Source organism: Microbacterium sp. K41, assembly GCF_004794395.1.
In the GTDB taxonomy this organism is placed as follows: Bacteria; Actinomycetota; Actinomycetes; order Actinomycetales; family Microbacteriaceae; genus Microbacterium; species Microbacterium sufflavum.
Map to the genome: position 1 here is coordinate 1 of NZ_SSDO01000510.1, position 21,288 is coordinate 21,288.

The 21,288-nt window shown below is 71.4% G+C and carries 20 protein-coding genes and 1 tRNA gene; 11 read left to right on the forward strand and 10 right to left on the reverse strand.

Annotation, left to right across the window (positions count from 1 at the left end; translation table 11 throughout):
* Both DW309_RS16950 and pepN read left to right on the forward strand, forming a co-directional pair.
* Positions 1–1,132: tetratricopeptide repeat protein (locus DW309_RS16950; protein ID WP_136046041.1), on the forward strand; the 1,132-nt coding region annotated here is incomplete at its 5' end.
* 48 nt (positions 1,133–1,180) lie between these two features.
* On the forward strand, positions 1,181–3,664 hold the full coding sequence (gene pepN, locus DW309_RS16955) for an aminopeptidase N (protein ID WP_136046042.1): 2,484 nt from the start codon (positions 1,181–1,183) through the stop codon (positions 3,662–3,664).
* On the opposite strand, the gene DW309_RS16960 is transcribed toward pepN, so the two are convergent.
* A complete protein-coding gene (locus tag DW309_RS16960) occupies positions 3,661–4,203 on the reverse strand; it encodes a GNAT family N-acetyltransferase (protein WP_275090552.1) in 543 nt (180 codons plus the stop codon). The two genes, pepN and DW309_RS16960, sit on opposite strands and share 4 nt — an antisense overlap.
* A complete protein-coding gene (locus tag DW309_RS16965) occupies positions 4,200–4,838 on the reverse strand; it encodes an MBL fold metallo-hydrolase (protein ID WP_136046043.1) in 639 nt (212 codons plus the stop codon). Before DW309_RS16965 ends, DW309_RS16960 begins: the two co-directional genes overlap by 4 nt.
* A 152-nt stretch (positions 4,839–4,990) precedes the next feature.
* Between DW309_RS16965 and DW309_RS16970 the strand changes: the two genes are divergently transcribed.
* A tRNA-Glu gene (locus DW309_RS16970) sits at positions 4,991–5,063 on the forward strand.
* A gap of 60 nt (positions 5,064–5,123) precedes the next feature.
* On the opposite strand, the gene DW309_RS16975 is transcribed toward DW309_RS16970, so the two are convergent.
* The 4 genes from DW309_RS16975 to DW309_RS16990 form a co-directional block, all read right to left on the reverse strand.
* Complete coding sequence (locus DW309_RS16975) at positions 5,124–6,365, reverse strand: MFS transporter (protein ID WP_136046044.1); 1,242 nt, start codon at positions 6,363–6,365, stop codon at positions 5,124–5,126.
* Positions 6,365–6,913 carry an ArsR/SmtB family transcription factor gene (locus tag DW309_RS16980; protein WP_136034507.1) on the reverse strand — a complete coding sequence of 183 codons (549 nt, stop codon included), beginning with the start codon at positions 6,911–6,913 and terminating at the stop codon, positions 6,365–6,367. Before DW309_RS16980 ends, DW309_RS16975 begins: the two co-directional genes overlap by 1 nt.
* 89 nt (positions 6,914–7,002) lie before the next feature.
* A complete protein-coding gene (locus DW309_RS16985; RefSeq protein WP_136046045.1) occupies positions 7,003–8,151 on the reverse strand; it encodes a DUF4349 domain-containing protein in 1,149 nt (382 codons plus the stop codon).
* Positions 8,148–8,705, reverse strand: a complete 558-nt coding sequence (locus tag DW309_RS16990; protein ID WP_136046046.1) for an RNA polymerase sigma factor — start codon at positions 8,703–8,705, stop codon at positions 8,148–8,150. Before DW309_RS16990 ends, DW309_RS16985 begins: the two co-directional genes overlap by 4 nt.
* A 256-nt stretch (positions 8,706–8,961) precedes the next feature.
* Between DW309_RS16990 and DW309_RS16995 the strand changes: the two genes are divergently transcribed.
* Positions 8,962–9,969 carry a TerC/Alx family metal homeostasis membrane protein gene (locus DW309_RS16995; protein WP_136046047.1) on the forward strand — a complete coding sequence of 336 codons (1,008 nt, stop codon included), beginning with the start codon at positions 8,962–8,964 and terminating at the stop codon, positions 9,967–9,969.
* A gap of 16 nt (positions 9,970–9,985) precedes the next feature.
* Here the strand turns inward: DW309_RS16995 and DW309_RS17000 are convergent, their stop codons facing one another.
* Both DW309_RS17000 and DW309_RS17005 read right to left on the reverse strand, forming a co-directional pair.
* Positions 9,986–11,299: an LLM class flavin-dependent oxidoreductase gene (locus DW309_RS17000; RefSeq protein ID WP_136046048.1), complete on the reverse strand. Its 1,314-nt coding sequence runs from the start codon at positions 11,297–11,299 to the stop codon at positions 9,986–9,988.
* Positions 11,296–12,591, reverse strand: coding sequence for an O-acetylhomoserine aminocarboxypropyltransferase/cysteine synthase family protein (locus DW309_RS17005; protein WP_136034517.1), 1,296 nt, complete (start codon positions 12,589–12,591; stop codon positions 11,296–11,298). Before DW309_RS17005 ends, DW309_RS17000 begins: the two co-directional genes overlap by 4 nt.
* Before the next feature lie 187 nt (positions 12,592–12,778).
* Between DW309_RS17005 and leuC the strand changes: the two genes are divergently transcribed.
* From leuC to DW309_RS17035, 6 genes are read left to right on the forward strand one after another with little or no spacing between them, the layout of a single operon-like run.
* Positions 12,779–14,224 carry a 3-isopropylmalate dehydratase large subunit gene (gene leuC / locus DW309_RS17010; protein WP_136034520.1) on the forward strand — a complete coding sequence of 482 codons (1,446 nt, stop codon included), beginning with the start codon at positions 12,779–12,781 and terminating at the stop codon, positions 14,222–14,224.
* A gap of 3 nt (positions 14,225–14,227) precedes the next feature.
* On the forward strand, positions 14,228–14,824 hold the full coding sequence (gene leuD / locus DW309_RS17015; protein ID WP_136037000.1) for a 3-isopropylmalate dehydratase small subunit: 597 nt from the start codon (positions 14,228–14,230) through the stop codon (positions 14,822–14,824).
* Between the two features lie 60 nt (positions 14,825–14,884).
* Positions 14,885–16,252 carry a UDP-N-acetylglucosamine 1-carboxyvinyltransferase gene (gene murA, locus DW309_RS17020; RefSeq protein WP_136034524.1) on the forward strand — a complete coding sequence of 456 codons (1,368 nt, stop codon included), beginning with the start codon at positions 14,885–14,887 and terminating at the stop codon, positions 16,250–16,252.
* Between the two features lie 5 nt (positions 16,253–16,257).
* Positions 16,258–17,013, forward strand: coding sequence for a lysophospholipid acyltransferase family protein (locus tag DW309_RS17025; RefSeq protein ID WP_136034526.1), 756 nt, complete (start codon positions 16,258–16,260; stop codon positions 17,011–17,013).
* Positions 17,003–18,136 (forward strand): NAD(P)H-dependent glycerol-3-phosphate dehydrogenase, encoded by a 1,134-nt coding sequence (locus DW309_RS17030; RefSeq protein ID WP_136034529.1) that lies wholly within the window; start codon positions 17,003–17,005, stop codon positions 18,134–18,136. The genes DW309_RS17025 and DW309_RS17030 overlap by 11 nt, the downstream gene beginning before the upstream one ends.
* Positions 18,042–19,124: a D-alanine--D-alanine ligase family protein gene (locus tag DW309_RS17035; protein WP_136046049.1), complete on the forward strand. Its 1,083-nt coding sequence runs from the start codon at positions 18,042–18,044 to the stop codon at positions 19,122–19,124. Before DW309_RS17030 ends, DW309_RS17035 begins: the two co-directional genes overlap by 95 nt.
* Before the next feature lie 19 nt (positions 19,125–19,143).
* Here the strand turns inward: DW309_RS17035 and DW309_RS17040 are convergent, their stop codons facing one another.
* Positions 19,144–19,626, reverse strand: coding sequence for a DUF3515 domain-containing protein (locus tag DW309_RS17040; RefSeq protein WP_136046050.1), 483 nt, complete (start codon positions 19,624–19,626; stop codon positions 19,144–19,146).
* Between the two features lie 23 nt (positions 19,627–19,649).
* On the opposite strand from DW309_RS17040, the gene thiL reads away from it, so the two are divergent.
* Entirely contained in the window at positions 19,650–20,645 is a 996-nt protein-coding gene (thiL, locus tag DW309_RS17045) for a thiamine-phosphate kinase (RefSeq protein WP_136046051.1), read from the forward strand.
* On the opposite strand, the gene rsmD is transcribed toward thiL, so the two are convergent.
* Complete coding sequence (gene rsmD, locus DW309_RS17050; RefSeq protein ID WP_136046052.1) at positions 20,615–21,229, reverse strand: 16S rRNA (guanine(966)-N(2))-methyltransferase RsmD; 615 nt, start codon at positions 21,227–21,229, stop codon at positions 20,615–20,617. The two genes, thiL and rsmD, sit on opposite strands and share 31 nt — an antisense overlap.
* Positions 21,230–21,288 lie beyond the last annotated feature (59 nt).

Genomic DNA, 21,288 nt, shown 5'->3' on the forward strand with positions numbered 1-21,288 from the left:
CGCGCGGGAGGTGGCGACCGTGCTCGCCGTCGCGGCGGCCGCCCACGAGCACGGCCTGGACGCGGAGGTCGAGCGTCTCGCGCTCGCGTCGCACCCGGCGCTGTCGCGGTGGTCCCTGTGGGCGGAGTCGCTGGAGCTGCACGACCTCGCCTCCCGTGGCTCTGGGTTGGAGCTGGTGCCGGAGGTCGCGCTCGGGGTGGCGCACTGCGCGGAGAAGCTCGGCCGACTCGACGAGGCCCTCGTCACGCTGCACCGCGTGCGTCGCATCGCCTCGGGGGCGGCGTCCGCACGCACCTGGAACCAGATCGGCAACGTGCAGCGGTGGATGAGTCACCTCGACGAGGCCCTGGTCTCGTACGCGCGAGCGGTGGAGCGGGCTCGTGCGGTGGGCGATCGCGTCGTGGAGGGGCGGGCGCTGGGCAACCGGGCCGACACGCTGCGGATCCTGGCGCGGTACCCCGAGGCCGAGCGCGGCTACGCCGTCGCGCTGGAGCTGGCGACCGCGGCGGGCGACGACCTCAACATCGCGGTCGTGCGGGGGAACCGTCCGCTGCTGTACCTCGCGGTCGGACGACTGGATGAGGCGACCGCGGAGCTGGAAGCCCTGCTGTCCGACGCCGGCGGGGAGGCCCTGCCGTTCGTGCATCGCACGCTCGCGCTGGTGGCGGAGGCGCAGGGCGACGACGCCCTCGCGGTCGTCCGGTGCGACGATGCCCGTCGCGCGCTGCAGGTGGCGGGCGAGTTCGGCACGTCAGCGGATCTGGACCTGCTCGCCGCACGCATCGACGGGCGAGCCGGGCGGACCGAACGGGCCCGCCGCGAGGCCGAGCGCGTGCTGCGTGAGGCGGAGCGGGCCGGCTCGCCCCTCATCGCGACCGAGGCCTCGAACTCCCTCGCGGAGATCCTGGCGCGGCCGGGGGCGCCCCTTGCTGACGTCGAACGGGCGGAGCAGCACGCGGCCGAGGCGCGCAGCATCGCCGAGGCGACCGGGGATCGTGCGGAGGTGGCCCGCAGCGACGCGATCCTGGCCGCGACGGCACGGGCGCGCGGCGACGAGGCCGTCGCGTCGGCCCGGCAGGCCGCGTCCCGGGAGCTCTCCGCGGAACTGGGGCATCGGCTCGCCCATGTCTGAACCTCGGCCGAGGCCGTGCGAACGGCTCCAGGATGCCAGGATGGAAGGATGGACACCGCCAACCTGACCCGCGAGGAGACCGCCGCGCGATCCGCGGCCGTCACCCTCCACCGCATCCGCGTCGAGCTCGACCTGACCGGAGCGCCGGAGCGGGCCCGCACCGGATTCCCCACCGCGACCACGCTGGAGTTCGACGCGACGACCGACGCGACCTGGCTCGACTTCATCGGCGAGGAGGTGCGCCGCGTCGAGGTGAACGGCGAGGAGCGCGAGGTCGACTACGACGGAGCACGGATCGCGATCACCGGTCTGGCACCGTCCAACGTGGTGCGGGTCGAGGCGGTCGGCGCTTACAGCCGCTCGGGGGAGGGGCTGCACCGCTTCCACGACCCCGCCGACGACCGCACCTACCTGTACACGCAGTACGAGCCAGCGGACGCCCGCCGCGTGATGGCGTGCTTCGAGCAGCCCGACCTCAAGGCCGAATACACCTTCGTGGTCGATGCGCCGTCGGGGTGGGAAGTGCTCTCCAACCAGTCGCCCGCCCATGTGGACCTCGGCGTGGGCGTGCAGCGCGTGGAGTTCGCCCCCACGCTGCCGATCTCCAGCTACATCACCGCGGTGGCCGCGGGACCGTACACCCGCGTGGACGGGGAGTGGACGCGCGACGAGCAGCGCATCGCCCTCGGACTGTTCGTGCGACGCTCGCTGGCCGAGCACCTCGAGTCGGACGAGATCCTGGAGGTCACGCGGCAGGGGCTCGACTTCTTCACCGACGCCTTCGCCTATCCGTACCCCTGGGGCAAGTACGACCAGCTCTTCGTACCCGAGTACAACCTCGGCGCGATGGAGAACCCCGGGCTGGTGACCTTCACCGAGTCCTACCTCTCGCGCGGTGCCGCCACCGACGCACAGCGGGCGGCCAGGGCCAACACGATCCTGCACGAGATGGCTCACATGTGGTTCGGCGACCTCGTGACCATGACCTGGTGGGACGACCTGTGGCTCAAGGAGTCGTTCGCCGACTACATGGGCTCGCACGCGTCCGCGGTGGCGACGCGCTTCCACGACGCCTGGGTCACGTTCGCGATGCGGCGCAAGTCGTGGGCCTATCAGCAGGATCAGCTGCCGACGACGCACCCGATCGTGGCCGACATCCCCGATCTCGAGGCGGCGAAGCTCAACTTCGACGGCATCACGTACGCCAAGGGTGCCTCGGTGCTGAAGCAGCTGGTCGCCTACGTCGGCGACGAGGCGTTCTTCGAGGGCGCGCGACGCTACTTCGCGGCGAACGCCTTCGGCAACACCACGCTCGACGACTTCCTCGTGGTGCTGAGCGAGGCGTCCGGGCGCGACATGAGCGACTGGGCGGCGGCGTGGTTGCAGACCACCGGGGTCTCGACGCTGTGGATCGAGGCGGACGACGACGGCCGCCGCACCCTCGTGCAGAGCGGGACCCGTCCGCATCGCCTCCGCATCGGCTTCTACGACCGTGTCGACGGTCGGATCGTCCGCCGCGAGCAGCGGGAGCTCGACCTTCCCGGCGAGCGGGTCGAGCTCGACGTCCCCGAAGCGGACCTCGTGCTCCTGAACGACGACGACCTCACCTACGCGAAGGCGAGGATGGACGACCGCTCGCTGGCGACCGCGGAGGAGTCGCTCTCGGCCATTGAGGACCCCCTGGCGCGGGCGCTCGTGTGGTCGTCGCTGTGGAACGCGACCCGCGACGGTGAGCTCGATGCGGGACGCTTCCTGCGCATCGCCCGTGCTCACGCCCCGGCCGAGCCGAACGGCGGACTGCTGGGGGCGGCGATCCAGAACGCCGCGTTCACCGTGCGCCACTTCGTGGCCGACGAACGCCGGGTCGAGGAGCAGCGCGCCTGGACGGAGGCCGCCTGGTCGGCGCTGCAGGCCGCGGAGGCGGGAAGTGACGCGCAGCTGTCGTGGGCGCGCGCGCTGGCGACGGCCTCGGCGTTCGACGATGTGCACCACGCCGACCTGCGCGACATGCTCGACGGCCGGGGTCCGGACGGTCTCGTGATCGATCCCGACCTGCGGTGGCAGCTGCTGACCGCGCTCGTCACCACCGGACACGCCGACGGTGCCGACATCGCGGCGGAGGAGGAGCGGGACGACACCGGCGACGGACGCACGGCCGCCCGCCGTGCCCGCGCGTCGCGCCCGGAGGCGCCCGTGCGCGCCGCGGCCTGGGCGGCTGCCTGGGATGACCGCTCGCTGACGAACGACCACCTGGACGCCGAGATCGCCGGGTTCCGCGCGGGCGGCCGTCGCGACCTGATCTCCGATTTCGACGCGGAGTACTTCTCCCGCATCCGCGACGCGTGGAGCGAGCGGAGCATCGAGCTGGCGCAGCGCCTGGTGATCGGGCTGTTCCCGGCCGGTGACACGCTGGATCCCGTCGACGCGTGGCTCGACGCGAACGCGGACGCCCCGGCGGCGCTGCGTCGCCTCGTGGTGGAGCAGCGCGACCACCTGGCGCGGGATCTCCGGGTCCGCGGCGGCCAGGCCTAGATCGGCTCGACGGTCATCCCCATGACCGTGCGCACGGTCCACGGGTGCGCACGGTCGTCGTCGATGTGGCGCATGCCGAGCTTCTCGGCGACCCGGCGGGACGCGGTGTTGTCGGGGTGGATGATCGCGGTCAGCAGCGTCGGCGCGAGCTCGCGGCCGACGAGCTCGACGCAGGCGCGTGCGGCCTCCGTGGCGTAGCCGCGCCCCTGGAGCTCCGCGCGCACGTGGTAGCCGACCTCGAGCACGGGCTGCCCGTTCGACGACTGCCACGTGAGACCGCAGTCACCCACGAACGCGCCGTCGTGGGTCTCCAGGGTCCACAGGCCGTGCCCGTCCTGCGCGTAGCGCTCGCGCATGCGGACGATCCACGCGGCGCTCTCGGCGCGGGTCTTCGGCGCGGGATAGTAGGTCATCACCGCGGGGTCGCCGAGGAGCGCGGCGAGGTCGTCGAGGTCGTCGTCGATCATCTCGCGGAACACGAGCCGCTCCGTGGGGCGGGGCAGGAGCCGTCGCGGGGCCGACCGCGGTGGGGTGCTCACAGGTCGAGCGTGTCGCCGGGGTCGAGCACGAAGAACTCGCCGCCGTTCTGTTCCGTCGCCCACTGCAGTCGCTGCCGGTGCATGTTCCTGCCGATCACGGACAGCGTCATGTCGTGCGTGCCGAACGCCCGGCGCGGCTTGACGGCGAGCACGTAGTCCATCGCCTCGCCGATCTTGAGCCACGGGCCGCCGAGCGGTGCGGCCAGGGTCTGCACGTCCACGCCCTCGGGCACCGCGTACGAGTCGCCGGGGTAGTAGAGCTCGTCGTTCACGAGCACGCCGACGTTGTCGATGGTCGGGATCGAGGAGTGGATCACGGCGTGGGTGCCGCCGAAGAACCGCAGTGTGAACGGTCCGACCTCGATCGTGTCGCCGGGTGAGACCACCGTGATCTCGTAGCCGTCTGCCGCCCGGGCGAGCCCTTCCGGGCCGTAGACGGGGGTGCCGGGCGCGGCACGGAGGATCCGGTCCAGCTGCTCCGGCGTCCAGTGGTCGGGGTGCTCGTGGGTCAGCACGACCCCCACGAGTCCGCTGAGGTCGTCGGGCGGCGTGGTGAAGGAGCCGGGATCGATCAGGAGGGTCTGACCGTTGAGGTCGAGACGGAGGGCGGCATGTTCGAACTTGGAGACGCGCATGACACGAGTCAACCGCTCCGTGGCGGTCGCGGCAATCACCGCGACGGCGCGCCACGCCCGGGAGTCGCGCGGACGCGGTGCCGATTTGGCGCGCAGAGAACGGCCGTGCCATACTTGAACGGTTGTCGCGGGACGGAAACGCTCCGCCAGACGGCCCCATCGTATAGCGGCCTAGTACGCCGCCCTCTCACGGCGGTAACGCGGGTTCGAATCCCGCTGGGGTCACACAACACGACGAAAGCCCTCCGGTTTGCCCGGAGGGCTTTCGTCGTCTGCGGCAGGTGCTCATCCCGCGGGTCGCAGCGACAGGATGCGGAAAGCCGCCGTGCGAAGGGGGACGATCATGAGCGCCATCATCGCCCCGCCGAACACCGCGAACGGCACCCAGACCGCGGTCGCCGAGGCGAGCGCCCCGAATCCGGCCATCGCCGCCGGCATCAGGCAGTCATCGCCGAGGCGGGTGAGCGCGCCCATCCGTCCGAGGTACGCGGTGTCGACCGTCGCCGAGAACGTCGCGCTCAGCAGCACCGAGGCGAACCCCGCGGTGGCGCCGATCACGAAAGCCGCCGTTCCCACCGTCCAGGCCGGTCCCACGCCCAGTGCCGCGATTCCCGCCCCCTGGACGACCAGCGCCCAGAATCCGCCGTAGGCCTCGCGCCGCGGACGCCACTTCGCGACCGAGACCGCCCCGAGCGCGGCGCCGAGGCCCAGCAGCGCCTCGAACAGTCCGACGGCCTGGGCGCCCCAGCCCTCGTCGTGCGCACGCAGCGCCAGACCGATGCCCACGGCCGGCCCTACGGCGAGGTTCAGCCCCGACAGCGCGATCACCAGGGTGCGCGTGGTGCGGTTCGCCGCCAGGTGCGCGAAGCCGGAGCCGATGCCGCGCAGAGCCGACTGCCGGGCGGCACGCGCCAGGCGGAACCGGGGGCGCAGCCAGAGGGCGAGGAACGCCAGGACGACCGTGAACGTGAGCGCGTTGACCGAGGCGCTGCCTACCAGCCCGGTGTGCGCGACCACCAGGCCACCGGCGGCGGCACCGCCCATCGTCCCGAGTCGCGAGGCCGTCTGCGCGGCGGCCCCGTACGACGGCAGGTCGGACGTGCGCACGAGCTGCCGGGCGATGGTGCCCGCCGACGGCTCGTAGAACGCGTCGCACACGCCGAACGCGACCGCGGCGAACACCAGCACGGCGACGGTGGGGGGCGTCGCCAGCACCCACAGGGCGACGGCGACGAGAACGGCCACGCGGGCCACGGTGAACAGCAGCATCACGCGGCGGGCGTCCACGCGGTCCGCGAGCACCCCGCCGAACAGCAGGATCAGTGCCCGGGGGAGGGTTCCGGCGGCGACGATGAGCCCGGCGACCGCGGGGGACGCGATCTGCACCGCCGTCCACGCCAGGGCGATGGTCCACAGCGCATCCCCTGCGTCGGAGAGGGCCTTCACGCCGATCCAGGCATGGACCAGGCGGTCGCGCCGGAACGGCGGAGGCGGCGCGAACTCGACCGGCTCCTCGACCGCGGTCATCAGGGCTCCGTGGGGAATGCGTGGGCGAACACGAAAACCGGCACGCGCTCCTGGCCGTCGTCCAGGGCGATGCCGCCCTGCCACTCGCGGATGGTCTGCAGCAGCCGCGCGGAGAGGTCCCGCAGCTCGTCGGGGGAGGCCCACGCGGTGGTCTCGGTGTTGGATGCGTCGTACCCGGCATAGGCGGGGTCGTCCCGGTGCCGGTGCCAGCGCTGGAGCCGGTCGATCTGCATGCGGATGCCCTGGCGTTGCGCCTCGCGGGCGAGCAGCGCATCGGCGGGGGAATCGGCGAAGTCGTCCACCGACCAGGTGAGCCCTCGTCGGGCCACCCGCCACCAGCTGGTGCGGCGGTCGTCCGACTCATCGGGCGCGCGTTCGACGACGCCCGCGCGTTCGAGCATGCGCAGGTGATGGCTGATGCTGCCGACCTGGCTGTCGAGGGCGCGCGCGAGCGTGGTCACCTGGCACGTGCCGTAGAGCAGGAGGTAGTCGTAGATGCGGCGGCGCAACGGGTGGTGCACGGCGGTGATCACGGAGATGTCTTCCACGGGCATCACGCTAGGGCGGGATCCCCAGGTGCACAAGAGTTCTTGTATACCCCGGAAAATCAGGTTTGCGAGTCGGGTCCCTCTCGCCGTCAGCCCGCGTCGCCCGTGCGCGCGGCCGGTGCCTCGGAGCGGTTCCGGCGGGTGCGACGCGACCGACGGATCAGCCAGACCACGAGCACGACCACCGCGGCGACCGCCAGCCAGGGGAGCAGGAAGCCCACCGCGATGACCAGTGCGTTCAGCGACACGACGAGGCCGTTCCACCCCGCGAGGAGACCGTCGCCGAAACCAGCGGGGTCGGCCGTGCTCGGCGCGGTGGCCTTCGTCAGCTGCACCTGCAGCGACGACATCGCCACCTGGTCGTCGAGGGCAGCGAGCTGCTGCTCGTACGACTCCAGCTGCGCTTGCCGGTCGGTGAGCGCCACCTCGGCCTCGATGAGCTCCGACACGCTGCCCGACTGCGCAATGAGCTGCGTGAGCCGTTCGACCGACGCCCTGGTCGAGTCGACGCGTGCCCGCAGGTCGATCGCGGTCGACGTCACATCCTGCTTCGACGTGGAGGACGACAGCACCTCGCCGGTGTCGCCGAGCGCCGCGATCACGGCGGTGAGGTCGGTGGAGGGAACGCGGATGCTGATCCAGCCGTACGCGGAGTCGGCGGGCGCGGGCGCGCGGGTGTCGTCCGCCGCGAGCGCCTTGCCCACCTCGGTGCTCTCGACGTAGCCGCCGTGCTCCTCGGCCAGCGCGGCGATGGCGTCCGCCGCGTCGGGGATGCTCTTCACCTGCACCGTGGCCTGCGCGGTCGCGATGATGTCGCGGCCGGCGTCCGCCGTGGCGGCCCCCGGCAGCGCCACTCCGGGCAGCATCCCGCCGCTCGTGTCGGAGCGCGCGCCGTCGCCGGGCACCGAACCGGGCGGGACCGCGGTGGTTCCCTCCGGCGCGGAGTCGGTCGACGATTCAGTCACCGCGTTGCCCGGGAGGCTCAGTCCCTCGACCGTCGACACGGCGGAGCCCCCGACGCTGTGCAGGATCGGCGGGGTGACGAGCACGCCGATCACGAACGCCGCGGCGATCCCGCCCCCGGTGAGCCAGGCGCGGCGGCGCCGACGGGCCTTCCCCTCCGCCGGTCGCGCCGGAGCGCGCTCCCCGGCGATCTCGGCGAACACCGCGTGCTCGATGCGGGCGATGGCCTCGTCCGACAGCTCGGGGAGCTGCTCGGCGGGAGTCTGTGCGTTCATGCGTCTCTCACTTCCTTCACGGCGCCGCGCAACTGCGTGCGCACTCGCGAGAGACGGTTCCGGACGACGGCGTGCGTGACCCCGAGCTCCTCCGCTGCGGCCTGATAGGCGTAGCCCTCCGCCGCGCACAGCCGGAAGATCTCCCGGTCGAGCTCGCTCAGCGTGCCCACCTCGGCAGCGATCCGCGCGGCGAGCGCGGCCGTGATGACCTGCTCCTCCACGCTGACCGTGCTCGCCAGATCCTCGTCGACCGCGTCCGCCGTGTGCGCCCGGTCGCGGCGACGCTGGCGCAGGCGGTTCGCCGCCTGGAACCGGCAGATCGTCGCGAGCCAGGGCAGGATCGACTCGCCCTGCAGCTCGAGGCCGGGGAGCTTGCGCCACGCGACCACGAACGTCTCCTGGGTCACGTCCTCGGCATCGGCGGGGGAGGCGAGGATGCCCTGCGCGATCCAGTACACGGGCCGCACATGGGCCCGGTAGAGCTCGCGGAAGGCGCCCTCGTCGCCGGCTGCGGCCTGGGCCGCCCACCTCTGATCAGTCGTCTGGGAAGGCATCGGGTTTCCGTTCGGTGTCTCTCACCGGTGAGTGTCACGATCGGGCCCATCGTCTCAGACCCGGATTCCCGACGCGATCGCTCACGCCGCAGGTCGGATGCTCCGGTAGCATGGCTCCGGCGAGAGGGAGTATCCCGGACCCGCGCGTAACGTCATCACGAGCACCGACACCGCTGCTCCGGGCGCGCGACGCACTTCGGTGCGGGGGAGAGACTTTCGGACATCACCGACCCCTCGCGAAAGGTGCAGTGCGCCGTTGGACATCCCCGTCTGGTTCGAGATCACCTCGATGGTCGTGCTCACGATCATCCTGATCGGCGACCTCCTGCTCATCCGGCTGCGGCCGCACATCCCCTCGACGAAGGAGTCGACCCTCTGGGTGGTGTTCTACGTCGGGCTCGCGCTGCTGTTCGCGGTGCTGCTGGGAAACGTCGGCGGCTGGCAGAACGCGGGCGACTTCATCACGGGCTGGGCGCTCGAATACAGTCTCTCGGTCGACAACCTGTTCGTGTTCGTGCTGATCATGGCGCAGTTCGCCGTGCCGCGTCGGCTGCAGCAGCAGGTGCTGATGGTCGGCATCATCATCGCGCTGATCCTGCGCGGACTGTTCATCCTGGTCGGCGTCGCGGTGATCGAGAACTTCTCGCCGATCTTCTACGTGTTCGGCGCCTTCCTGGTCTACACCGCGATCCGCCAGGCCATGCCGGAGGGCGACCACGAGGACGAGGTCAAGCGCGAGAACTTCATCGTGCGACTGCTGCGTCGCCGCATCGACATCAGCGAGACGTACGACGGCTCGAAGATCCGCACGACCGTCGACGGGAAGCGCATGTGGACGCCCATGGTGATCGTGTTCATCACGATCGGCGTGACCGACCTCATCTTCGCGATCGACTCGATCCCGGCGATCTTCGAGATCACCACGAACGGCTTCCTCGTGTTCGCAGCGAACATCTTCGCGCTGATGGGGCTGCGGCAGCTGTACTTCCTCCTCGGCGATCTGCTCGACCGCCTGCGGTACCTCCACTACGGCATCGCCGTGATCCTCGGCTTCATCGGCATCAAGCTGATCCTGCACGCGCTGCACGTGAACGAGCTGCCGTTCATCAACGGCGGACAGCACGTGGAGTGGGTGCCCGACATCGACAACATGGTGTCCCTGGGCGTCATCCTCGTGTCGATGACGGTCGCCACGGTGGCCAGCCTCGTGGCGTCCTCGCGGGAGAAGCGCGCGGAGCGGCGCAGCGCCCCCGTCGGGGAGTGAGCGGCCGGGAGGCCCGTCAGAACGATCGCAGGTTCGCCTGCAGCCCGCCGTCGGCGTACTCGCGCCGGAGCAGCCCGCGTCGGCGCAGGATCGGCACGAGCTCGTCGAGGGTGCGGTGCAGGGTGACGGGGTGGAAGTCTCCCCACAGGAGCACGCCGTCGTTGCCCCAGTCGCCGAGTTCCTCGACGAGGTCGGCGAACTCGTCCGCGGTGCCCACGAATCCCGTCCGGTCGGAGAGGCGTCCCGCCCGCGCGAGAGCGGTGAGGTGAGCGCGCAGCGGGGCGTCCTCGCCGCGGTCCCCGATCAGCCGCTGGATGCTGCCGCGCGACACGTGGGCACCGAAGATCGACAGGTCGAGCGGTCGGTCGAGGTCGAGCGCGGTGAGGTCGGTCTCCAGGTCGCTCGACTGCTTGCGGGCGATCTGCTGCAGCGCGGCGTCGTCGGGGCGCGCGGAGGCGGCGACGATGCGATCGGCCTCCTCGCTCGATGACGTGATGACGGGCTGGATGGCGAACAGGATCGTGATGTCCTCGGGGCGTCGGCCCTTCGCGACCGCGGCCTCGTGCACTCTCGCGCGATAGTCGCGCACGGACTTCTCGTGCAACGGGGCGAGGGCGAGCTGCACGTCGGAGTTCGCTCCCGCGAAGCCCAGGCCGCGTCCGGAGCCCCCGGGCGAGACGATCGCGGGCTCCCCGTCCGTGAAGGGCAGGGCGTTCAGCGGTCCGTCGAACGCGTAGTGGCGTCCGCGATGCGCGACGGGTCGCAGCCGACTGCCGTCGGCGTACACGTCGGTGGCGCGGTCGGCGACGAGCGCCCCGTCGTCCCAGCTGTGCCACAGCGACCGGATGCCGTCGAGCCACTCCTCGGCGCGGTCGTACGCCTCGTCGTGCCCGAGCTGCGGGGCGTCGGAGAAGTGCCGCGCGCTCCCGGTGTCGGTGACCACGTTGAGGCCGAGCCGATGGCCGCTCAGGTGGTGCAGCGTGGCGAACTGCCGCGCGGACGTGTACGGCAGCGACGCGGCGGGGTTCACGGTGGGGACCACGCCGAGGTGCCGCGTGGCCTGGAAGAGGTACGGCGCGAGCAGCAGCGGGTCGTGCTTCGGGCCGCCGAACGCGTGGCGCACCCGGAGGTCGATGGTCTCGGGCGAGCCGAGCGAGGGGCTGTCCTCGATGATCACGAGGTCGAAGCCCGCCTGCTCGAGCGTGCGGGCGGCCTCCTGGTACACCTCGGGCCGCGTCCAGTCGTAGTCCCAGTCGAGGGACGGGTAGCCCCACCCCTGCGGGCCGAAGCCGCGGGCGAGGAACCATCCGAAGTGCTGCGGCCTGGTCATGCCACCGTCTCCCGCACCGACTCGAGCACGCGCGCCAGGTCGGCCACGAGGTCGTCGACGTCTTCGATGCCGATCGACAGGCGCAGCGTCCCCGGTGCGACGCCGAGCACGCGGCGCTCCTCGTCCGTACGCTGCGCGTGGCTCGTGGTGCCCGGGTGCAGCACGAGCGAGCGCACGTCGCCGATGTGGGTCATGTGCGTGAACACCTCGACCTCCTCCACGAAACGACGCGCGGCGGGGAGGCCGCCGCGCAGCGTGACGGTGAAGATCGAGCCGAAGCCGCCGTCCAGGTAGCGTCGTGCGGTCGCATGGTGCGGGTGGGTCGGGAGGCCGGCGTAGTCCACGCTCTCCACGGCGTCGTGCGCGGCGAGCCAGCGCGCGACGGCGAGCGCGTTGCGCGACTGCCGCTCGACCCGCAGCCCCAGCGTCTCCGTGCCCTGCCCGATGAGGAAGGCGTTGAGCGGGGAGGGGGAGGCGCCGAAGCGCGGCGCGACCGACTCCCGCACGTACGCGATGCGGGCGTTGCCGCCGTGGCGGGCGTACACGCTCGGCAGTCCGCCGCGGCCGGGGAGCACGAGGTGCGGGGCGTTGTGTCCGGCGCGGTCGGCGTCGAAGCGGCCGTCGTCGACGATCACGCCGCCGAGCACGGAGCCGTGCCCGGCGAGGAACTTGGAGGCGGAATGCACGACGATCGCTGCGCCGTGCTCGAGCGGGCGCAGCAGGGCGGGAGTGGGGAGGGTGTTGTCCACGATCAGCGGGATCGCGGACTCGTCGCCGATCGCGCTCACCGCGGCGACGTCGAGCACGTCGTTGCGGGCGTTCGCGAGCGATTCGGCGAACAGCGCGCGGGTGGTGGGACGGATGGCCTCGCGCCAGGCGTCTGGATCGGCGATGTCGTCCACGAACGTGGTCTCGATGCCGAGGCGGGCCAGGTTGTCGAGGAAGAGCCCCCGCGTGCCCTCGTAGATGTGGGTCGACGACACGATGTGGTCGCCGGCTCCGACGACCGACAGCACCGCGGCGGTCACAGCGGCCTGACCGCTCGCCACGAGCACCGCGTCCGCCCCCGACTCGAGCGAGGCGAGCTGGCGCTCGACCGCGCGCACCGTCGGGTTCCCGGTGCGGGTGTAGCCGAATCCCGTCCCCGTGCCGAAGTGGTCGGCGGCGTGGTCGAAGTCGTCGAACTCGAAGCCGGCCGTGAGGTAGATCGGGGTCGCGCGCGACGCAGCGGTCTCGCGACGGCGTGCGGCGTGGACGGCACGGGTGGCGAAGCGGGCGGTGTCGACGGTCATGCGGGGCCTCTCGATCGGGCGGGTGAGCAACAGAGTGTCACGGCGCGTCGCGGCGTGTCCGAGCGGTGGTAACCTGACGTCATGCGGACCGTTCTCCTTCTTAGCGGCCGCGGCGAGACCTCGATCTGAGCCCCTCCTCGTCGCGGAGTCCATCGTGGGCCGAACCGCCAGCCACAGGAGACACGCCATGACCAGCCCCGATTCCGGAGCCCCTTCCGCACGCCGCAGGACCCTCGCCGAGAAGGTCTGGGACGACCATCTCGTCGTGAAGGGCGAAGACGGCCAGCCCGACCTCATCTACATCGACCTGCACCTCGTGCACGAGGTCACCAGCCCGCAGGCCTTCGACGGTCTGCGCAGCGAGGGCCGCCCACTGCGCCGCCTCGACCTGACGATCGCGACCGAGGACCACAACACCCCGACGTGGGAGATCGACAAGCCGATCGCCGACCTCACCAGTCGCACGCAGATCGAGACGCTGCGCCGCAACGCCGCCGAGTTCGGGGTGCGCCTGCACTCGCTGGGCGATGCCGAGCAGGGCATCGTGCACGTGGTGGGGCCGCAGCTGGGCCTGACGATGCCCGGCATCACGGTGGTGTGCGGCGACTCGCACACCTCGACCCACGGCGCGTTCGGCGCGATGGCGTTCGGCATCGGCACGAGCGAGGTCGAGCACGTCATGGCGACGCAGACCCTGCCGCTCAAGCCGTTCAAGACCATGGCCATCACGGTCGAGGGCACGCTGCGCCCCGGTGTCACGGCGAAGGACATCATCCTCGCGGTGATCGCGAAGATCGGCACGGGCGGCGGGCAGGGCTATGTGCTCGAGTACCGCGGCAGCGCGATCCGCGCCCTCTCGATGGAGGGCCGCATGACGATCTGCAACATGTCGATCGAGGCCGGAGCCCGCGCGGGCATGGTGGCGCCGGACGAGACGACCTTCGCGTACCTGGAGGGGCGGCCGCACGCTCCGAAGGGCCAGGACTGGGAGGACGCGGTCGCGTACTGGCGCACGCTGCCGACCGACGAGGGTGCCGAGTTCGACGCGGAGGTCTTCATCGACGCGAACGAGCTCGAGCCGTTCGTCACGTGGGGTACGAACCCGGGACAGGGGAGCTCCCTCTCCGCCGCGGTGCCGGACCCCGCGCAGATCGCCGACCCGAACGAGCGCGCTGCCGCCGAGCGCGCGCTGGAGTACATGGATCTGACGCCCGGCACTCCGCTCAAGGAGGTTCCGGTCGACGCGGTGTTCATGGGCTCCTGCACCAACAGCCGGATCGAGGACCTGCGCGCGTTCGCGTCGATCATCCAGGGCAAGAAGAAGGCCGACGGCGTGCGCGTGATGGTCGTGCCCGGCTCCGCACGCGTGCGGCTGGAGGCCGAGGCCGAGGGCCTGGACAAGGTCATCACCGACTTCGGTGCCGAATGGCGCTTCGCCGGTTGCTCGATGTGCCTGGGGATGAACCCCGACCAGCTCGCCCCTGGGGAGCGGTGCGCGTCCACCTCGAACCGCAACTTCGAGGGGCGACAGGGCAAGGGCGGTCGGACGCACCTCGTGTCGCCGCTCGTGGCGGCGGCCACGGCGATCCGCGGCACCCTGTCCAGCCCGAGCGACCTGACGGAAGAGGCCTGACCCATGGAGAAGTTCACGACCCACACGGGCATCGCCGCTCCGCTGAAGCGGTCGAACGTCGACACCGACCAGATCATCCCCGCGGTGTTCCTCAAGCGCGTCACCAAGACCGGCTTCGAGGACGCGCTGTTCCACGGATGGCGGCAGGACCCGGAGTTCGTGCTCAACCAGCCCGTGTACCAGGGCGCGTCGATCCTCGTCGCCGGTCCCGACTTCGGTACCGGCTCGAGCCGGGAGCACGCCGTGTGGGCGCTGCGCGACTTCGGCTTCAAGGTCGTGCTCAGCCCGCGATTCGCCGACATCTTCCGAGGCAACTCGGGCAAGCAGGGCCTGCTCGCCGCGACGATCTCGGAGGACGACCTCGAGCGGTTCTGGGCCGAGATCGAGCGGAATCCCGGGGCGCAGATGACCGTCGACCTCGAGGCGCGCACCGCGTCGGTCGGCGGCATCCAGGCCGACATCGGCATCGACGATTACACTAGATGGCGGCTCCTCGAAGGGCTCGACGACATCGGGCTCACGCTGCGCAACGAAGACAAGATCGCGCAGTTCGAGGCCCGTCGCGAGTCGTGGCGGCCGCGGACCCTCCCCGTTCAGTGAGACGGAGGGGGCGGGGGAGCCAGGGGTAACCCCGCCCCCGATGAACGAAGTGAGGCCCCAATGACGACACCCGTGCGCGACGCTCTTCCCGACGACGTCCCTGCGCTCACCGGAGACGTCCTCGCCATCCGAGGAGGCCGACCGCTGCGTGGCCGGGTCGACGTCAAGGGCGCGAAGAACCTCGCCACCAAGGCGATGGTGGCCTCGCTCCTGGGAGAGACGACGAGCGTCCTGCGCGACGTGCCGGCGATCAGCGATGTGGCCGTGGTCCGCTCCCTTCTCGAGGTGCACGGTGTCCGGGTGTCGGAGGGCGATGAGCCGGGCTCGCTCGTGTTCGACCCGAGCGACGTGGAGTCGGCGCACTTCGAGGAGATCGACGCCCACGCGGGCGCGTCCCGCATCCCGATCCTGTTCTGCGGGCCCCTGCTGCACCGGCTGGGCCAGGCGTTCATCCCCGACCTCGGCGGCTGCCGCATCGGCGATCGCCCGATCGACTTCCACCTGGACGCGCTGCGCAAGTTCGGCGCGATCGTCGAGAAGCTGCCGAGCGGCATCCGCCTGTCGACCGGCGGCACTCGCCTGCACGGCGCCAACATCCACCTGCCGTACCCGAGCGTCGGGGCGACCGAGCAGGTACTGCTGACGGCGGTGCGCGCCGAGGGCGTCACGGAGCTGCGCAACGCCGCGATCGAGCCCGAGATCATGGACCTGATCGCCGTGCTGCAGAAGATGGGCGCGATCATCTCCTACGAGCCGAACCGCGTGATCCTCATCGAGGGCGTCGAGAAGCTCCGCGGCTACGACCACCGGTCGATCTTCGACCGCAACGAGGCGGCCTCATGGGCGTCGGCCGCTCTGGCGACGGACGGCGAGATCTTCGTCGGCGGCGCCAAGCAGCAGGAGATGCTGACGTTCCTCAACGTGTTCCGCAAGGCGGGCGGCTGGTTCGACATCCAGGAGGACGGCATCCTGTTCCGGCGCGACGGCGACATCAAGCCGGTCGTGATCGAGACCGACGTGCACCCCGGCTTCATGACCGACTGGCAGCAGCCCCTCGTGGTCGCGCTGACCCAGGCGCACGGCCGCTCGGTCGTGCACGAGACCGTGTACGAGAACCGCATGGGCTTCACGGAGGCCCTCGTGAAGATGGGCGCCGACATCGTCGTGCACCCGCGCGGGCTGCAGGACGGCCCTCGCCGCGTGCCGCGCCGTGACCTGGAGCAGGCCGCCGTCATCACCGGCCCGACGCCGCTGCACGGCGCCGACATCGTCGTGCCCGACCTGCGCGGCGGATACAGCCACGTGATCGCGGCGCTCACGGCCTCCGGCGAGTCGAAGGTGTCGGGCGTCGACATCCTGGCCCGCGGGTACGAGAAGTTCCTCGCCAAGCTCGACGCGCTCGGCGCCGACTTCGACGTCCTCCGGTGAGCCCGATGGCTTCCCGGTCGCCGGAGAAGACGCGTCCGAGTCTGTTCTGGCCGCTCGCGGCGATCGTCATCCCGCTCGTGTCGCTGCTCGCCAAGATCCGTGTCACCGGTGGTGAGAAGCTGCCGCGCGACGGCGCGTTCGTGCTCGCCCCGAACCACTACTCCGAGTTCGACCCGCTGATCGTCGCGGTCGCCGTGTGGCGCATCGGCCGAGCCCCGCGGTTCATGGCGAAGGAGAGCCTGTTCCGTGTCCCCGTGCTCGGATGGGTGCTGCGTCGCACGGGTATGGTGCCGGTCGCGCGGACGTCGTCGGCGACCGCGGCCAAGCAGACCATGGCGCAGTCGGCGGAGCTCGTCGAGCACGGCCGCGGCGTGATCGTGTACCCGGAGGGCACGCTCACGCGCGACCCGGATCTGTGGCCGATGCGCGGCAAGTCCGGCGCGGTCCGCCTCGCCCTCGCCGACGGGATCCCGCTGATCCCGATGGCGCAGTGGGGTACTCAGGAGATCATGGGTCGCTATCAGAAGGGCCTGAGCCTGTGGCCGCTGCGCAAGCCGGTCCGCGTGCTGGTGGGCGACCCGATCGACGTCGAGGATCTGCGCGGGCGTGCGACCGAGCCCGCCGCGCTGACCGAGGCGACGAGCCGCCTGATGAACGCGATCACGGCGCTGCTCGAGGAGCTGCGCGAGGAGAAGGCGCCAGCGGAGCGGTGGAACCCCGCGAGCCACGGCCAGAAGGAGACCGGTCGACTTGACTCCTAAGAGGAACACACCAGCGGGACCCCGGGTCGCCGTGATCGGCGCGGGCAGCTGGGGCACCACGTTCGGGAAGATCCTGGCCGATGGCGGAGCGCAGGTCACGATGTGGGCCCGCCGCGCCGAGCTGGCGCACGAGATCGACGAGGCCAAGCGCAACTCGCGCTACCTGCCGGGCATCAATCTCCCGCGCACCATGGCGGCCACGCACGAGCTCTCCTCGGCGCTCGACGGGGCGGAGCAGGTGTACCTGTCGGTGCCGAGCCAATCGCTGCGCGAGAACCTCAAGGCGCTGCGACCGCTGATCGCGTCCGGCGATGCCCGGATCGTCAGCCTCATGAAGGGCGTCGAGCGGGGCACGGGTCTGCGCATGAGTCAGGTGATCGAACAGGAGCTGCGCTGCGACCCGGAGCGCATCGCGGTGGCGTCCGGCCCCAACCTGGCGCTGGAGATCGCGCGCGAGCAGCCCACCGCGGCCGTCATCTCGTCGCTGAGCCAGGAGACGGCGGAGGTCGTGGCGCGGGCCGCGCGCAACGGCTACTTCCGCACGTTCGTGAACACCGACGTGATCGGCACCGAGTTCGGCGGGGTGCTGAAGAACCTCATCGCCGTCGCGATCGGCATCGTCGACGGCGTCGGCTACGGCGAGAACACCAAGGCCTCGATCATCACGCGTGGCCTGGTCGAGATGACCGACTTCGCGGTCGCGAACGGCGCGCAGCCGGAGACGCTGCAGGGGCTCGCGGGGCTCGGCGACCTGATCGCGACGTGCCAGTCGCCGCTGAGCCGGAACAACACGGCCGGGCGGCTGCTCGGACAGGGCTATTCGTTCCAGGACGTCGTGAAGCAGATGCAGCAGACCGCGGAGGGGCTGGCCTCGGTCGCCCCCGTGCTGCAGCTCGCCCGCGAGGCCGGGGTCGACATGCCGATCGTCGAGCAGGTGAAGATGGTGCTCGACGGCAAGATGGATCCCCGGGATATCGCCCCGCATCTCACGACGGACGACGACACCCCGCAGGGGGAGAGGACCAACCATGGACAAGCAGACGGTGGTGGTGCTCTTCGGAGGGCGCTCCAGCGAGCATTCGATCAGTTCCGCAACGGCGGGGGGAGTGCTCGGCGCGATTGACCGCGACCGCTACGCGGTGATCCCGGTGGGGATCACGCGCGAGGGCGCCTTCGTGCTGGAGGACGACGACCCGGCGAAGTTCCCGCTCGATGCGGCGCACCTGCCCGAAGTGGTCGACAACGGCACGCGCATCCTGTGGCCGGAGCCGGGCGGCGACCGCACGCTCCGCGTGGTGCACCCTGGCGGCGCCGTCGACGGTCTCGGCGAGATCGACGTGGTGCTGCCCATCCTGCACGGACCGCACGGCGAGGACGGCACGATCCAGGGGTACTTCGACACGCTCGAGGTGCCGTACGCGGGCGGTGGCGTGCTCGATTCGGCGCTGTGCATGGACAAGCACTTCATGAAGATCGCCCTGCAGGCCGCGGGCATCCCGGTCGCGCCGTGGGTCACGGTGCGGCGCGCGGCGTGGGACGGCGACCCGTCGTCGGTACGCGAGCAGGCGGCCGGTCTGGGCCTCCCGGTGTTCGTGAAGCCCGCACGGGCGGGCTCGAGCGTGGGGGTGTCGAAGGTGAGCGCCCCGGAGGAGCTCGATGCGGCTCTCGCTGTGGCGTTCGCGGAAGACGACAAGGTCCTCATCGAGTCGGGGATCACCGGGCGCGAGATCGAGGTCGCGGTGCTGGAGGCGGCGGAGGGTGTCCGCGCCTCGCTCCCGGGCGAGATCGTCCTCACGTCGCGCGGCTTCTACGACTTCGAGGGCAAGTACCTCGGCGGCGACGGGGTCGACGTCGTGTGCCCGGCGGAGCTGAGCGACGCGGAGGTGTCGGCGGTGCAGGAGGCCGGGGTCCGCGCGTTCGAGGCTGTGGACGGACGCGGCCTGGCCAGGGTCGACATGTTCCTCACGCCGTCGGGCGAGCTCGTGGTGAACGAGCTGAACACGATGCCCGGGTTCACGCCGATCTCGATGTTCCCCAAGTGCTGGGTGGCCTCCGGGCTGAGCTACCGCGACCTGATCACGGAGCTGGTGGAGGCGGGTCTGCGCCGCTGACCCGGGTTCCCCGCGACGCTCAGCCCGCGGGGAACTCCACGCGGTCCGTGCACTGCGCGGTCGCGGGCGCCAGGCCGGACTGGATGCTCGATGAGAGGGTGTTCACGATCGACTGGAAGTCGATCTGCTCGCCGCGGCGGATGATGACCTCCACCGCGGGCTCGCGCCCGTAGGTGACGAGGCGCTGCCGCTCCTCCTCCTGATCGAGCACCAGCCAGTCGACGCCGCCGAGCGTCGTGCAGACGAGCGCCGATGGCGCGGGGGGCTCCACGCCGCAGCGCAGCACGATCGCGGGGTCGCCCCAGGCGCCCGTGGCCTGCGCGTCGGTCCACACCCGGTCGAACCCGTCGACGCTGTCGGGGAGCAGCACGGAGACGGAGGCGCAGCCCGGATCGTTGGCGTCGTCCGCGGGTTCCAGGTGGACGGTGGTCGAGCATCCGGTGACGACGGCGGCGAGGGCGATCGCCCCGGCGACGGCGGTGAGACGACGAGAACGGGGCATGCATCCAGGCTACCTTTGACGACATGCACTCCCGACCCGATGCCGACGACCCGCGCCTGGCAGAGCTCTCGGAGGGACGCATCCTGCGGTCGATCCTGAGCCGCACGACCCCGGGCGCGCACACGCTCCTCGGGCCGGGTGATGATGCGGCCGTGATCGCGGCGCCGTCGGGCTCGGTCGTCGCGACGACGGACACGCTGGTGCACGGTCCCGACTTCCGACTGGCGTGGTCCAGCGGGCATGATCTCGGCTGGAAGGCCGCGGCCGTGAACCTCGCGGACGTCGCGGCGATGGGAGCGCGTCCGACCGCGCTGCTGGTGGCACTGGCGGTGCCGCGCGATCTGCGGCTGTCGTTCGTGGAACGGCTGGCCGACGGATTCCGCGATGCGTGCGCGGCGCTGGCGCCGGGGTGTGCGGTGGTGGGCGGCGACCTGACGGTGTCCGATGTGCTGACGGTGGCGGTGACCGCTCTCGGTGACCTGGAAGGGCGGCCTCCCGTCACGCGGGCGGGTGCGCGACCCGGTGACGTGGTCGCGGTCGCCGGCGAGCTCGGTCATGCCGCGCATGGGCTCGCGGTGTTGTTCGGGCGCTTCCGCGACGGCGACGCGCCGATTCCGGTCGACCCGTCCCTGCTCGGACCCGGGGAGAGCGCGGCGGTGGCTGCGCAGCTGCGTCCGTCACCGCCGATCGGGCTGGGCGTGGTGGCCGCGGCGGCCGGGGCGACCGCGATGATGGACGTCTCCGACGGGCTGGCGCTCGACGCGCGGCGGATGGCGGATGCCTCGGGGGTGACGATCGCGCTGGAGCGCGCCGAGCTCGGTGACTTCCCGGAGCGGGCGCTGGCGGGCGGGGAGGATCATGCGCTGCTGGCGAGCTTCCCGGACGGGATCCTGCCCCCGGGGTTCCGGGCGATCGGCACCGTGCGGGAGCGCGCGGACGAGAACCTGCTCTGCGACGACCTCCCGGTCGACGTCAGCGGCTGGGACCCCTATCGCGACTGGGACTCCGTGGCGGGCTGATCCTGTTCCGCAAGCGCGGCCTCGCCCGCGCGTTCGCACCACCAGAGCGCGGTGTCGCCATAGGTCTTCTCGCGGAACACGTGCAGTCCCGCCGCCTCGACGTCCGGACGGGTGGAGCGACGGGCACGTTCGACGATCAGCACCGCGTCGTCGCTCAGGAGCGGCGCGAGGGCGATCAGGTCCGCGGTCATGGCGGCGTCATCGAGGTCGTACGGCGGGTCCGTGAACACGAGGTCGTAGGGCCCCGTGGCGCGGGCCAGGTAGGAGCGGACGCTCGCTTCGTGCACCCGTGCCGGCGGCCGGTTGCTCGCCCTGGCCACGGCTCCCGCGTTACGGCGCACGACGGCCGCGGCGGGGCGACCCCGCTCGACCAGGTCGGCGGTCGACGCTCCGCGGCTGAGCGCCTCGAGCCCGAGGGCACCTGAGCCGGCGTACAGGTCGAGGACCCGCGCGCCGTCGATCGCTTCGAGCGACTCGAGCGCGGCGAACAGCGACTCCCGCACGCGATCGCTCGTGGGCCGCGTCCCCGCCCCAGGAACCTCGAGACGGATGCCGCGCGCGCGGCCTGCGATGATCCTGGTCACCCGTTCACGATACGACAGGGGGCGACGACGTCGTGTCGGTCGCGTTCTCTAGACTCGGA